Origin of the sequence: Pseudomonas sp. MWU13-3659, from assembly GCF_023757525.1 — a bacterium.
Lineage (GTDB): Bacteria > Pseudomonadota > Gammaproteobacteria > Pseudomonadales > Pseudomonadaceae > Aquipseudomonas > Aquipseudomonas entomophila_E.
In genome coordinates, this window is record NZ_JAMSHW010000011.1 from 12246 (window position 1) to 26134 (window position 13889).

At 64.6% G+C, this 13889-nt stretch carries 12 protein-coding genes; 4 read left to right on the plus strand and 8 right to left on the minus strand.

Features of this window, described 5'->3' with window-relative positions; all coding sequences use genetic code 11:
• Positions 1 to 5 precede the first annotated feature (5 nt).
• From NGM28_RS15455 to NGM28_RS15470, 4 genes are all read right to left on the minus strand, one after another.
• Positions 6 to 2375 (minus strand): TonB-dependent receptor, encoded by a 2370-nt coding sequence (locus tag NGM28_RS15455; RefSeq protein WP_252090685.1) that lies wholly within the window; start codon positions 2373 to 2375, stop codon positions 6 to 8.
• Between the two features lie 90 nt (positions 2376 to 2465).
• Positions 2466 to 3428: a FecR family protein gene (locus tag NGM28_RS15460; protein ID WP_252090686.1), complete on the minus strand. Its 963-nt coding sequence runs from the start codon at positions 3426 to 3428 to the stop codon at positions 2466 to 2468.
• Positions 3421 to 3957: an RNA polymerase sigma factor gene (locus NGM28_RS15465; RefSeq protein WP_240065053.1), complete on the minus strand. Its 537-nt coding sequence runs from the start codon at positions 3955 to 3957 to the stop codon at positions 3421 to 3423. The genes NGM28_RS15460 and NGM28_RS15465 overlap by 8 nt, the downstream gene beginning before the upstream one ends.
• Before the next feature lie 274 nt (positions 3958 to 4231).
• Entirely contained in the window at positions 4232 to 5299 is a 1068-nt protein-coding gene (locus NGM28_RS15470; RefSeq protein WP_252090687.1) for a glycerophosphodiester phosphodiesterase, read from the minus strand.
• A gap of 160 nt (positions 5300 to 5459) precedes the next feature.
• On the opposite strand from NGM28_RS15470, the gene NGM28_RS15475 reads away from it, so the two are divergent.
• The 4 genes from NGM28_RS15475 to NGM28_RS15490 all read left to right on the plus strand — a co-directional run bounded on the left by NGM28_RS15475 (position 5460) and on the right by NGM28_RS15490 (position 10714).
• Positions 5460 to 6476 carry a DUF4917 family protein gene (locus tag NGM28_RS15475; protein ID WP_252090688.1) on the plus strand — a complete coding sequence of 339 codons (1017 nt, stop codon included), beginning with the start codon at positions 5460 to 5462 and terminating at the stop codon, positions 6474 to 6476.
• A gap of 85 nt (positions 6477 to 6561) precedes the next feature.
• The gene (locus NGM28_RS15480) at positions 6562 to 7095 is read left to right on the plus strand and encodes an RNA polymerase sigma factor (protein WP_240065050.1); all 534 of its coding nucleotides are present in this window, start codon (positions 6562 to 6564) and stop codon (positions 7093 to 7095) included.
• A complete protein-coding gene (locus tag NGM28_RS15485) occupies positions 7092 to 8039 on the plus strand; it encodes a FecR family protein (RefSeq protein ID WP_240065049.1) in 948 nt (315 codons plus the stop codon). The genes NGM28_RS15480 and NGM28_RS15485 overlap by 4 nt, the downstream gene beginning before the upstream one ends.
• Positions 8040 to 8161: 122 nt before the next feature.
• The gene (locus NGM28_RS15490) at positions 8162 to 10714 is read left to right on the plus strand and encodes a TonB-dependent receptor (protein WP_252090689.1); all 2553 of its coding nucleotides are present in this window, start codon (positions 8162 to 8164) and stop codon (positions 10712 to 10714) included.
• Positions 10715 to 10759: 45 nt separating this feature from the next.
• On the opposite strand, the gene NGM28_RS15495 is transcribed toward NGM28_RS15490, so the two are convergent.
• The 4 genes from NGM28_RS15495 to NGM28_RS15510 form a co-directional block, all read right to left on the minus strand.
• Positions 10760 to 11260: a helix-turn-helix transcriptional regulator gene (locus tag NGM28_RS15495; RefSeq protein ID WP_252090690.1), complete on the minus strand. Its 501-nt coding sequence runs from the start codon at positions 11258 to 11260 to the stop codon at positions 10760 to 10762.
• 14 nt (positions 11261 to 11274) lie between these two features.
• Positions 11275 to 11538, minus strand: a complete 264-nt coding sequence (locus tag NGM28_RS15500; protein ID WP_252090691.1) for a hypothetical protein — start codon at positions 11536 to 11538, stop codon at positions 11275 to 11277.
• A gap of 201 nt (positions 11539 to 11739) precedes the next feature.
• Entirely contained in the window at positions 11740 to 12960 is a 1221-nt protein-coding gene (locus NGM28_RS15505) for a class I SAM-dependent methyltransferase (RefSeq protein ID WP_252090692.1), read from the minus strand.
• A 251-nt stretch (positions 12961 to 13211) separates the two neighbouring features.
• A complete protein-coding gene (locus NGM28_RS15510; protein ID WP_011535395.1) occupies positions 13212 to 13820 on the minus strand; it encodes a TPM domain-containing protein in 609 nt (202 codons plus the stop codon).
• Positions 13821 to 13889: the final 69 nt, after the last annotated feature.

Here is a 13889-nt window from a genome sequence, read left to right on the forward strand (position 1 = left end):
CCACCTCAGAAGTCGACGCTGGCGGAGAGCTTGAGGGTGCGCGGCTCGCTGACGGTGGCGTAACCGTCGTTGAACACGCCGGCCCAGTAGGCGCGGTTCTCGACGTTCTCCAGGCTGGCGCGCAGGGTCACGTCCTTGCTCAGCACCTTGGTGGCATAGCGCGCACCGAGGTCGTAACGGGTCCACTGTGGGATCTTGAGCTGGTTGGCGCTGTCGAGGTACTGCGAGCTGCTGTGGATGCCCAACGCGGTCAGGGTCAGGCCATCGACCCAGGGCAGGTCCCACTCGGCGCCCAGGTTGGCCGACCAAGCCGGCACGCCCCGTGCGGTGTTGCCGTCCATTGCGCCGTTGGCGGTCTTGGTCAGCACGGCGCGGGTGTAGGTCACGCCCCCCAGCAGGCGCACATCGGGTGTGACTTCGCCGAACATCGTCCACTCCACGCCGCGGTTGCGCTGCTCGCCGTCGTCGTTGTAACGGTTGCTGGCCTTGTCGTAGATCATGCTCGGCTTTTCGATCTGGAACAGCGCCAGGGTATGGGTGAAGTCGCCCAGGTCCCACTTCACGCCCGCCTCCAACTGCTTGGCGACATACGGGGCGAACTGCTCGTTGTAGTTGGCGGCCTTCACATCGGTAACCATGCCGCCCTGGGTCAGGCCTTCGATGTAGTTGGCGTACAACGATACCGGCGCATCCCACGGTTTGAGCACGATGCCCACGGCGGGGGTCACCTTGCGCTCATCGTAGGATGGGGTGCTCATCTTCTGTCGCACGCGCTGGGCGCGGGCACCCAGGGTGAGCAGCACGCGATCGTCGACGAAGCCCAGGGTGTCGGCCACGGCGAAGCTGGAAAGCGTGTTGTCGCCAGTCTTGACGCTGCTGCCATGGTCGCCGGCGATGATTGCCTTGCCGGGGTGGTAGATGTTGGTGGTGTAGCCCTTGCCGGTGACGGTCGGCGCGCGGCCGATGTCCTGGTGCAGCAGCGTGGTGCTGAGTACCAGTTGGTGGCTGACCGGCCCGGTCATGAAATTGCCGCGCAGGCCGGCCTCGGTGGACAGGCTGTGGGTGTAGCCCGCCTGGTTGTAGGTCTCGCCCGTGGCGGTGCCGTCCGGCTTGGTGACGATCACCCGGGTGCCATTGAGGAAACCGTCATAGCGGGTACGTGCGCCGCCGACGCTGGCGTAGGCCGTCCAGCTGTCGTCGAACTGGTACTCGCCGTGTAGCGTCACCGCCTTGCTGACCTGCTTGGCATTGATGCCTTCGAGGATGTTGGTGTCGGGCTTGGGCGCCTTGGTCACAGAGCCCAGCTTGCTGAAGCCAGCCATCATCGGGCTGCCGTTGTCCATCTTCTCGTGACTTTCGTAGGCATCCAGCGCGAGCTTGAAGTCATCGCCTCGGTAGTCCAGGGCCAGGGAGGCCAGGGTGCGGTCCTTGGACTGTTCATCGACGCCGGTGTCGCCGCTGCCATATACGCCGTTGAAGCGGACACCGAAACGGTTGTCGGCGAAACGACGGCTGACATCGATGTGTTCGGCCACGTAGCCATCGGAGACATAGCTGGTGGTCAGGCGGGTGAGCGGTGCTTCACCGGCACGCTTGGGCACCAGGTTGACCACCCCGCCCACGCCGCCATTGGGCGCCATGCCGCTGAGCAACGCGCCTGGCCCCTTGAGCACTTCGACCCGTTCGAGGAATTCGGTTGGCACATGGCCATCCGGTGCCAGGCCGTACAGGCCATTCATCGCCAGCTCCGTGGAGTCCAGGGCGTAGCCGCGAATCATGAAGTTCTCGTAGGTATGCCCTTCGCCGGTGCTGAAGCGGATCGACGGGTCGTTGCGCAGCACCGCGCCGACCGTGCCGCTCTGCTGGTTCTCGATGGTCTTGGCGGTATAGGCGCTGACGCTGAACGGGGTGTCCATGATGTCGCGGTTGCCCAGCAGGCCGATGCGGGCACCTCGGGCGACCTGGCCACCGCTGTAGCTTTCCGGCAGGTCGCTGTCGAACCCACTGGCATTGACTGTGGTGGCTCCAAGCGTCAAGGCGCCATCCTCGCCGCCGCTGCCGCGCAGGATGATCACGCCGTTTTCCTCCAGCGCCACCAGGTCGCTGCCTGCCAATACCTGGCGCAGGGCCTGCAGCACCGTGTAGCGCCCTTGCAGCGCCGGAGCGCCGCGCCCGGACAGCAGGCGGCTGTCGGCGGCAATCGCCACGCCAGATTCATGGGCCAGTGCATGCACCGTGGCTTCCAGCGACTGGCTCGGCAGGTCGAGCGTCAGCGGCAGGCTGTCGGCCTGGGCCGCATGCGCCGCCAGCAGGCCGGCGCACGCCAGGGCCAGGCGCCGCAGGGTGCCGGGAAAGCGGGTGGAGGAAAGCGACATGATGGGTCCTTGCAGAAGGTGGGTTCACAGCTGATGACGCGACAGCCGCGAATTACCCCTCAAAGAAATTTCGGCACATGAGAACGGGGATCAACGCTGCAGGATCAAGCGTTGTCCGCCCTGCTCCACCAACCGTACCGGCAGCACACGTGGCAGTGCTTCGAGCAACACCTCGGGCTGGTCGCTGGGGAAGCTGCCGGTCAGGCGCAAGGCGCCGGCGCCAGGGTCGAGGGCCACCGGGCGTGTCACATAGGCATTGAGCTCGCCGATCACTTCGCTCAAGGGCTGGTCGGTGAACGACCACCAGCCACGCTGCCAATGCGCCAGATCGGGGCCGAACGCGCCACCGGCGCGCAATGTGCCCAATTGGCCCTGGCCATCCAGGCAGATGCGCTCGCCGGCCACGAGGGTCTGCTCGCCACCCTGCAGGCCACGCACCTGTACCCGCCCCCTGGCGACGGCCACTTGCACCCGATCACCCCGGTCACTGACGCTGAAGGCCGTTCCCAGCACCTGCACCAACCCAAGCCGGGTACTGACCAGGAACGGCCGCCAGAGCTCATGGGCGACATCGAAGAAGGCATTGCCATGCAACAGCATGACCTGGCGCTCGCCATGGTTGAAGCGCACCCGCAGGTTGCTTTCGGCGGCCACCAGCAACTGGCTGCCATCGGGCAAGGTCAGTGAACGTGGTGCTTCGGCGTGTGCGGTCTGCAGGTCGTACTGGAAGGGTGCGGTGCGCTTGAACATCCAGCCCAACCAGCCACCGGCGCCGAGCACCAACGCCAAAGCGCCCCCCTGGCGCAACAGCCGTCGCCGACCGGCATCGCATGCCTGTGGCTGAACCGCCGCACGCAGTTGCGGAGTCATGCGGTGAACCATCTGCCAGCGCTGCTCGGCCTCCCGCCAGGCGCGTTCGTGTTCGTCACTCCTGCCGCGCCAGCGTTGCGCCTGGTCGCCCAACTGGCGCACCCGCTCGGGGTCGTCGCCCTGCAGGGCGGCCAGGTAGACCAGGGCCTGCTGGACCTTGCGCGCAGAGGCCGGCTCAAGCATCACGCACGCTCATACGTAGTTCGGAAAGGTCGAACACCGCCCGGGCGATATGCAGCTCCACCGATTTCGCCGACAGCCCCAACGCCTCGCACACCTCCCGGTGGCTGTGGCCATGCAGGCGCACGCGCACGAACACCTCGCGGCGCAGGCGCGGCATGCGCTCGATCCGCGTGATCAGCAGTTGCAACTGCTCGCGGGCGATCATGATGTCTTCCACGCTGGGCGTCAGCAGCTCCGCCCTCGCCAGCCAGTCCTCCAGCGCGGCCAGTTCAGTGCTGCGCCGCCGGTATTGATCGATGCACAGATTGCGCGCGGCCTGGAACAGCAAGGCGCGGGCATTGACCACCGGGGCGTTGAGCGCATGGGCATAGGCCTGGGCGAAACTGGACTGAGCGATGTCGGCGGCATCGTCGGGATTGCGTAGACGCCCGCAGAGGTAGCGGCGCAGGTCGCTGTAATGGGCGAGCAGGTCGTCGACGACAGCCTGGAGGGCCGGATGGGTGTTCCAGGGCGCGGAAAGGGAGGTCATTGCACGGGACTGTGACAAGGCTCGTTAATAGGAATTCCTATCATTCTCACACATCTCATTCAGCCATCGCCAGTCTCGCATGGACCCGTTCGACCTCATGGGGCTGCGGGTAAACTCGCTCCACCTTCATGCGCGATCCCTGTAGGAGCGGCCTTGTGCCGCGAAAGGGCTGCGTAGCGGCCCCAGGATTTCACTGTCGAGCAAAGATCGCCGGGGCCGCTTTGCGGCCCTTTCGCGGCACAAGGCCGCTCCTACAGGGGCGAGGTCGTTCCTGTCAGTAGCCCAAGGTGCTCAACAATTGACCTTCCTTGCCAACCTGCCGGCCATAGAAGCGCATCAGCTCACCCGCACGGTTGGTGAAAATACCGTCCACGCCCGCCTTCATGGCCTTCTCGAAGTCCACTTTTTCATCGAGGGTGTAGACGTGCACCAGCATGCCGCGCTCATGGGTTGCCTGGTTCATCCACGGCTGGATCAGGTCGGAATAGCTCTGCTCACCCAGGTGCGTGCGCACTGCCGAAGGGCCGGTACCGATGGCGCCACCTTCCTTGGCGAAACCGAGCCAGCGTTCGAACTCGGCACGGTCCTTGGGCTGCTGGCGTGCGTAGAAGGCCGACTTGTCCTGTTCACCCGATTCGGCGAAGTCCTGCCCCGAGGCCGGCTCGACACTGCCCTTGGCCACCCACAACAACAGGATCTTGGGCACCTGCGGCATGGCCTCGTGCAGCAGCTTGAGGCTGTTGCGGTCGAAGGTCTGCAGCACCACCTTGCCCGGTTTGTCCAGCCAGCCCCGCGCCTCGAGGCGCTTCTTCAGGTCCTGCTCGATCCCTGGGAACTGGGCCGGTTCCTTGGTCTCGATGTACAGGCCTGGGTGGCGCTTGGGATCCGCCTCGGCGATATCGATCACTTCATCCAGGGTGAGGATGCGCTGCTGCTTGAAGTGCTCCCGGGCACGCTCGGGGTAGGCCTTGTTGAACCAGCTGCCGGCATCCAGCGACTTGAGCTCCGCCAGGGTGAAGGCGCTTACCGGGCTGCTCTTGCGCTCGGGGAAGCGTTCGGCGACGTCGCTGGTGCGCAGCAGCACATCGTCGTGGACCACCACCAGCATGCCATCGCGGGTGCGCTGCAGGTCCATTTCCAGGTAGTCGGCGCCCAGTTCGCGGGCCAGCTGGTAGGCAGGCGTGGTGGATTCAGGGGCATCGAACGAGGCGCCGCGGTGGGCGATCACCGCTGGTTGCGGGATGCCCTGGGCACGGGCAAGCGCCTGGCCATCGACGGCCTGGGCAGCGCCCGTGGCCAACAGGGTGGTCAGGCCAAGGGCCTGGATGAGGGTCTTGTGCATCGAAGTAGTCCTTTGTCTGTCTGTACCGGCCCCTCACGGGCAAGCCCGCTGTCTACAGGTGGTTGCAGGGGCCGGTGGATTCCTGCAGGCCGCAAGCCTCGCACACTCTGCATGACATGCTAAAGTCCCCGCGTTTTCCGCCACACCCAACGGACCGCCCATGCCCGCACTCGACGCCCACCTGCCCGCCTGGGCCGACCTCAACCAACGCCACCCGTGCAGGGCACTGCTGCTGGGCAACGGCGCCAGCCGCGCATTGTGGAAACCGTTTGGCTATTTCTCGCTGTTCGAGGAGGCCCAACGCGTGCGGCACAAGGCGTTGGGGGTGAGCGACCAGGCGCTGTTCAAGGCCCTGGGCAGCGAACTGTTCGAGCCGGTGCTCAGCACCCTGAACACCACGGTGCGGGCCAACGCCGCGCTGGCGATCAGTTCCACCGCGCCGCTGAACCGCTACTACTCGATCAAGGAAGCACTGATCCATGCGGTGCGCGCCGTGCACCTGCCCTGGCCGTTGCTCGGCGCGGCAACCCGCAGGGCGATCAACCAGGCCCTGCGCCATTACCAGAACGTCTACACCAGCAACTATGACCTGATCCTGCCCTGGGCCATCGGCGAAACCCCGGAAGGCTTCGCCGATCTGTTCGACGAACAAGGCTTCTTCGATGTGCGTCGCACCGGTGGCCAAGGCGTCCGTGTGATGCACCTGCACGGCGGTATGCACCTGCTCAAGCTCCCTGACGGCAGCACCCGCCGACGCAGCGCCGAACAGGCCGAACTGCTTGAAGGCTTCGCCGTCAACATTCCCGGTGAGGTGCCGCTGTTCGTCAACGAAAGCCGTAGCGACGACAAGCTGCGTGCGATCCGCAACTCCGACTACCTGGCCTGGTGCCTGGGCCAGTTGGCCCGCGAGCACGAAGGGGTGTGCCTGTTCGGACAACACCTGGACAGCAGTGACCAGCACCTGCTCGATGCGCTGCGCCAAGCCAGGCCAAAGCACCTGGCGATTGCCATTCGCCCCTTGAGCGAAGCGTCGATCATCAACCAGAAGCAGCATTTCATCGACCGTTTCGTCGACCTTGACGATGTTTCACTACATTTCTTCGACGCGTCCACCCACCCGCTGGGCCTCGCCGAGCTGGCCATTACCGTGCCGGCCAGCCACAACCGTCGGCGCTGAAATCAGTGCTTGGGCAATATTTTGCAAATGTAAATAATTATCGATAAGATCCGCACCTTTTCCCACGCCAGCCCGGAAAGCGTGCATGCAGCGCCCCAAGCCCGACCCCGCCGCCCAGGAAACCTGCCGTGGTTTCTACGCGGACATCCTGCACTTCCTGCGCAAGCGCATGGACAATGCCAGCGATGCCGCGGACATGACCCAGGATGTGTTCGCCCAATGGCTGGGTTACCGCGACCGCGCCAAGGTGCAACAGCCGCGGGCCTTCCTGTTCCAGGTCGCGCGCAACCTGCTCAGCGACCACTGGCGCCGGCAGAAAGTCCGCCACGCGGTGCTGGAGGATGACGCCCTCGCCGATGAGCTGGCCACCCCTGGCAACGAGCCGCTTGACCATGCCCAGCAGCAGCAGCGGCTGAATCAATTGCGCCAAGTGCTCGCGGAACTCTCGCCGCGACGCCGAGAAGCCCTTATGCTGCACCGCTTCGAAGGCCTGACCCAGGCCCAGATCGCCGAACGCATGAACATTTCCGTCAGCATGGTCGAGAAGCACATCGCCGCCGCCCTGCTGCAGTGCAAGCAACGCCTGGACAGTGACACCGGCACGGAGCAGCTTCCATGACCCCCATCGACGAACTCGACCCGCGCCCCATCGACGCCCAGGCAGCCAGTTGGTTCAGCCGCAACCGCAACGCGCCGTCGCGGGATCAGCGCAAGGCGTTCACCCAGTGGATGCAGACCCCCGAGCACGCCCGCGCCTACCGTCAGTTCGAGCAGCTGTGGGACGACCTCGCCGCCCTCAAGCAAGCCAGCCGGCCAGTGCCCCTGCCAGTGCGTCGCGCCCCTCGCTGGCGCCCGGCGCTGGCGGCGGCGGCCGCGGTGTTGGCCACGGTACTGGTCGGCAACCTGGACGCCGGCAGCGCAACCTACAGCGAGCGCTTGGCTGCCAGCCCTGAAATGCGCAGCCTGCGCCTGCCCGACGGCAGCCAGTTGTACGTCAATGCCCAGACCCGCCTGCGCCTGGATTTCACCGCCGAACGCCGGTTGATCCACCTCGACCATGGCCAGCTGTACATCGAGGTGGCGCCCGACAAGGAACGCCCGCTGTTCGTCGATGCCGGCAGCGCCCGCGTGCGCGTCGTGGGCACCGGCTTCGACCTGCGCCGTGGCGACCGGGAACTGGTGGTCGGCGTCGCCCATGGCCAGGTGGCCTTCGAGACCCCGGGCGAGCGAAAACCGCCGTTGCTGCTCGGCGCCCACCAGGGCGCTACCTACGATCAGGCACGCGGCACCCTGGTACGCCATGAACTGGGCGAACAGCCCGTGGCCGACTGGCGCGAGGGGCATGTGAGCTTTCGCAACCGCGAGCTGGCCAGCCTGATCGACGAGCTTGGCCTGTACCGCCAGCAGCCGGTGTTGCTCGCCGACCCGGCACTGGGGCGCTACAAGGTGTCCGGCAACCTCGATGTGCATGATCCGGACGCCCTGCTCAATGCGCTCCCGGCATTGCTGCCAGTCAAGACCACCCTGTTGGCGGACGGTCGCCTACGCATCGAACGGCGTTGAAAACAATAATTTGAGAATTTTTATCATTCGCAGGTGAGGAAGTTTCGCAACGCCGCGTCTTCCTCCTCGCCTGCCGCGTGATGGCGGGCCTTTTTCCGGCCTTTTGCCGTTTGGGGGAATCCATGTTGTCCGCGTTGCGTCCGTTGCACTGCCTGCCTGCCCGACCCACCCTGCTCGCCCTGTGCCTGGCCATGAGCCTGGCCGCCGAGGCGGCCCCGGTGGCCTTCGACCTGCCCGCCCAACCGCTGGCCCATTCGCTGAGCCAGTTGGCGCAGCAGGCCAAGGTTCAGCTGTTGTTCGACGAGGCCCTGCTCGGCAAGGCCCAGGCCCCGGCACTGAAAGGTGACTTCGAAGCCGAGGCGGCCATCAGCCGCCTGCTCGTGGGCAGCCGTTTCAGCGTGGTGCGCATGGGCAGCACCTACGTGGTGCGCCTGCGTGAGGATGACCCGAGCGCCGACAATAGCATCCAGCTGGGCGCCTTGAGCATCGTCGGCGATGGCCAGCAGGTCGACCCAGGCAACGTCGGGCGCTCGACCTTGGACCAGGAGCAGATCGACCGTTACCAGCCAAACAACATCCCCAGCGTCCTGGCCACCCTGCCCGGGGTGAACATGGGCGGATCGGCCAAGCCCGGTGGCCAGACCATCAACATCTGGGGCCTGGGCGACGCCGAGGACGTGCCGATGAGCGTCGATGGCGCGCCCAAGAGCGGCTTCGAACGCTACCAACAGGGCACCATCTTCATCGAGCCGGAGCTGATCAAGCACATCGAGGTCGAGAAAGGCCCACATTCGGTCAAGACCGGCAATGGCGGCTTCGGCGGCAGCGTCAACATGGAAACCAAGGACGCCAGCGATCTGTTGCAGGATGGCCGCAACAGCGGCGCCATGCTCAAGTACGGCTATGCCAGCAACGATCACCAGCAAATCTACAGTTCAGCATTGTTCGGCCGTACCGATGATGGGCGCATCGACGGCCTGGTCTATTACACCAAGCGCGACGGCGGCAACCTGAAGATGGCCGACAGCCTGCCCGACCCGACCAACCAGTGGCCGGTCAACCCCCAGCGCGTACCCTATAGCGCCCTGGACCTGGACGGCGCGCTGCTCAAGACCAACATCCACTTCACCGACGAGCACAGCCTGGGCCTGTCCTGGTCGCGCTCCGAGAGCGAACGCTGGACCACTTTCGCCTCGACTGCCTTCCCGGCGCCACCGAACGCGGCAGACATCAAGAAGTACGGCTACGATGGCGCGCTCAAGCGTTTCCTGGCCAACCGCACGACCATCGACACCACCTGGTCGGCCACCTACAAGTACCAACCCATCGAAAATCCATGGGTCGACTTGCAGGTGAAGTATTCCGAATCCGACACCCGGCAGACCGACGAGCGCGACGCCACGGCGTTCTTCCAGCCGGCTACCGGCGGGCGCAAGATGGACACCGAGTACAAGGACCGCATGCTCGATGTGAAGAACACCAGCACCTTCCTCACCGGCCCCCTGGAGCACGCGCTCACGGCTGGCGTGCAGGTGCGCCGCCACGACCGCGACACGCAGATGTGGATGCCCGGCAAGACCTATGAAGTGCCCAAGTACAACTACGGTAATTTCCAGCCTTACTTCATGCCCAGTGGCCAGGTCGACAGCCAGGGTTACTACCTGCAGGACGCCATCACCCTGGGCGACCTGACCATCACCCCGTCGCTGCGCTATGACCACGTCACCAACGAGGGCAAGCCCAACGACGCGCCCTACTACAACAACCCGGTAGCCGGCCACGATTACAGCGACAAGACCTACAGCGGTTGGTCGCCTCGCCTGTCGCTGTTCTGGAAGATGACCGAACAGACCGCGCTGTTCGCCGACTACAGCAAGACCTGGCGCGCCCCTGTGCTCGACGAGCAGTACGAAGTGCAGGGCGTGGGCAGCCGCACCTCGACCAGCCGCGACCTCGACCCGGAGCGCATCACCGGCATCCGCGTGGGCAGCATCAGTAACTTCGCCAACGTGTTCACCCAGGGCGATAGCGCCCAGGTGCGCACCATGCTGTTCCGCAACAAGATCACCGACGAGATCTTCAAGGCCACCGGCGTCGGCTGCCAGCAGCAGTTGGTCACTGGTGGCACCATTGCCAATACCTGCGGCGACGGCCTGATGGGCAACTACCGCAACATCGGCGACGTGGTCTACAAAGGCTTCGAGGTCGAGACGTTCTACGACTCGACCTACCTGTTCGGCGCAGTGTCCTATTCGTGGATGGAAGGTCGCCACGAAGGCGCCTACACCAACCCCTGGGGGCCGGATGTGTGGGCCAAGGATGTCCCGGCACCGAAGTGGATCACCACCCTGGGGGTGAAGATCCCGGCCTGGGATGCCCGCGTGGGCTGGACCGCCCAGTTCGTCGGTGCCACCAACCACCTGCCCAGCGACAAGTACTTCGAGGGCCCGGCCAGTGCGTTGGGTGACCGCTACTACGACAACTTTGGCAATGAGAAGTACGAGATCCACGGCCTGTTCGCCAACTGGAAACCGCAGCAGGCGTACCTGAAAGGCACCGAGGTGAACCTGACGGTCGACAACCTGTTCAACAAGGCCATCCGGCCGGAGCTTTCTGGAGAGAACGCCTACACCGTCGGGCGCAACGCCAAGATCAGTGTCACGCGGTTCTTCTGAGGCTGTCGACCAGGGGCGATGCAATGGAATGCATCGCCCACCCGCTCAACATTCCCCCTCACCACATACCCGCTCGTGCGCCGCGGCGACGTTCACCCGCATCGCGGCCAGGGCCAGGTCGACGATGTCCTGGGCCACCGTGTAGGTGCCTCGCGCCTGCATCCAGCAAAGGATATCGGCCAGGTGCCAGATCGAGGCCGTGCCTTCGTGCACCGGCGCCGGAAAACTGTGGGGATGGGTGAGCATGAGCTTGCGCATGTTCTGCCGGGAAACCCCCACCAGCTGCGCCACATCGGTCAGCCCCACCAGATCGGGAGCGGCTTCGATCAACCGGGCTTGCGGGACAACCCGCTGGACATCCGCCAAGGCGCTGTGAAGGGCGTCCTTCGCACACCCAGCCTGGCGGGTGAAGAACAAGGCCATCCTGCCGGGCAGGCCAGTCCCCACGACAGCGTCATCACAGCCAGCCTCCCCCAGTTGCTCGACCAACATGTCGACATCCTCACCATCGACCAGTTGGTACTTCAGGGTGAATTCGTATTCCATCGTCATGGCTCCACTCAGCTTTGCGACTTGAGGTTCACACCCCTCGACGTGCAGTTGTCCACGACCCTGCGCAACTGGCGGGCAAAGGTGGCTGGGTTTCGGGGCGTGCTCCAGACACTGGTGATGCAGAACTCACCACAACGGCATTCGAGATCGTTGTTGGGGCAGTAGATCCGCCCCCAGCAATGGCCGCCTCCCACCACGACTGTCCAGCCCTGCGCCTCGGCGTACTTCAGGGTCTGCTCGATTTCCTTGCTGGGATGGGTGGGGCGGGCCATCGATTGCGCTCCAGTATGGACAGGGGAATAAGGTTGTCAAGTGACAACCAAAAAACACCGATGAGTGTCTTCCCGATCCAGCCCAGGATCTGCGGCACGCCCACAAGCCTCATTCCTTCAGCTTCGGAAAAGGCCTAAGGGAAACAGGGAATTTGCGCAACCAGGGGCAGCGTTGCCACAGCCTCTGAAACGGGCAACGGCCTAACCGGCAATCAACCCGTCGGCCTGCAGCAGGGTTTCCAGGCAATGCGCCCGAACCCCATAGAACGCCTTCAACTGGCCGATCTTTTCCAGCAACGCGGTGTTGTCCTGTGGCTGTCGGCGTTTGACCGCGAGGATCATCTTGTTCTTGTTGGTGTGCTCCAACGAAATGAACTCGAAGACCTTGGTCTCGTAGCCACAGGCCTCGAGGTAAAGCGCACGCAGGCTGTCGGTAAGCATCTCGGCCTGCTGGCCCAGATGCAGGCCGTACTGCAGCATCGGCTGCAGCATGCCTGGGCTGTGCAGTTGCGGACGGATCTGCTTGTGGCAGCACGGCGAGCACATGATGATCGCGGCGTTGCAACGGATGCCGGTATGGATGGCGTAGTCGGTGGCGATATCACAGGCATGCAGCGCGATCATCACCTCGATGGCTTCAGGCACCACACTACGCACGTCGCCACATTCGAACACCAGCCCGGGGTGCTCCAGCCGCGCGGCTGCCGCATTGCACAACTCGACCATGTCCTGGCGCAGCTCGACGCCGGTGACCTGTGCCTCACGCCCCAGGGTGTTGCGCAGGTAGTCGTGCATGGCGAAGGTCAGGTAGCCCTTGCCCGAACCGAAATCGGCAACCCGCAGGAGTTGTTCCACGGCCACCGGTGCGCTGATGAGGGCGTGGTCGAAGACTTCGATGAACTTGTTGATCTGCTTCCATTTGCGTGACATCGAGGGGATCAGCGCACCTTGCGCGTCGGTCACCCCCAGGTCGCGCAGGAACGGCCGTGACAGTTCCAGGTAACGCTTTTTCTCCCGGTCATGCCCGCCCGCGGCCGCCTCGCGCGGAGCCTGCTGGGCCAGATGACGGCGCAGCATCGGCTTGCCCTTCTTGGTGAATTCCAGTTGCACTTCGCCGGCAGCGGTAAACAGATGGGCATTGCGAAAGCTCTCGGGCAACAGTTCAGCCACCAGCGCGAGGACTTGACCCAGCGGCAGGTTGCGGGTGATGTCGCGGGTCTGGTGGCGGTAGACCAGTTGCAGGTTCATCTCACCCTTGATCAGCACCGGTTTGGCGATGATCCGCTGCAGCGTCTGGTCGGCGCCGACATGGCGTGCCAGCACCAGCTTGCCGAGGCTGCCATTGGCCAGGGCGTCGGCCAGCAGGTCGAGAAACTGAATACGCGCGTCCGGCGTAGTGGGGACGGAAGAAGGGGAAGACATGGGGAGCGGGTGCCTCGGAATGCGGGGGCGCTTGGCGCAATGGCGCACATTCTACGTCGATGCAGGCCCCCCGCGAACCCCTGGCCATGCCGGTGTTCGCGGGACAAGCCCGCTCCTACAGGGACCACGCCAACCTCAAGATCGACATCGCACCTGTAGGAGCCGGCTTTGCCGGCGAAAGGGCCGGGGCAATCAACACAAGACGGTTGCTCCAACCGAATGCCACTTGGTCAACACGTTGTGCTGTGCGCTCAGTCGAGAATCACCAGCCGGTTGGGCAGTTCGTTACGCGCATGGGTCGGCGGCACATGCTCGCTGAGCAATTCACCACACGCCTCGATGCACTCGACGAAACCTTGCAACGTCCGCCCCTGGCGCACCTGTTCGGTGAACCGGGCGACGATGACCTCGCGCGCCTGCTCGGGCAGGTGCCGGGCAATCCCCTCGTCGACCAGGATCTCGACATGCCGCTCGGCTTCGCTGACAAAGATCAGCACCCCGGTGGCGCCAGCGGTGCGCTGCAGGTTGAGTTCGAGAAACTGCTGGCGGGCCAACCCCGAAGCGCGCCGGCGGCGCAGTACGGCAGGCACCACCCAGGCAGACAACCGTGGATGACGCAATAGCAGGCACAGGCTGATGAAGGTCAGCATCTGTGCCAGCAGCAGGCCATTGACCCCGATTCCACCCAGCCACAGGTGCAGCACGCCAGGGACCAGCAACGCCAACAGGGCGGCCCAGAGCAACGGAAGATAGGGGAAGTCGTCGGCGCGGCGGGCCAGCACGGTCACAAGCTCCGCGTCGGTGCGCCGTTCGGCACGGGCGATCGCCTCGGCGATCTGGCGCTGTTCGTATTCGGTCATGCCATCGTCTCTCGAGCGTTCTTATCGTTGTTATCCCGGCATCGGGGTGGCGAGAGTGTATCTCAACAA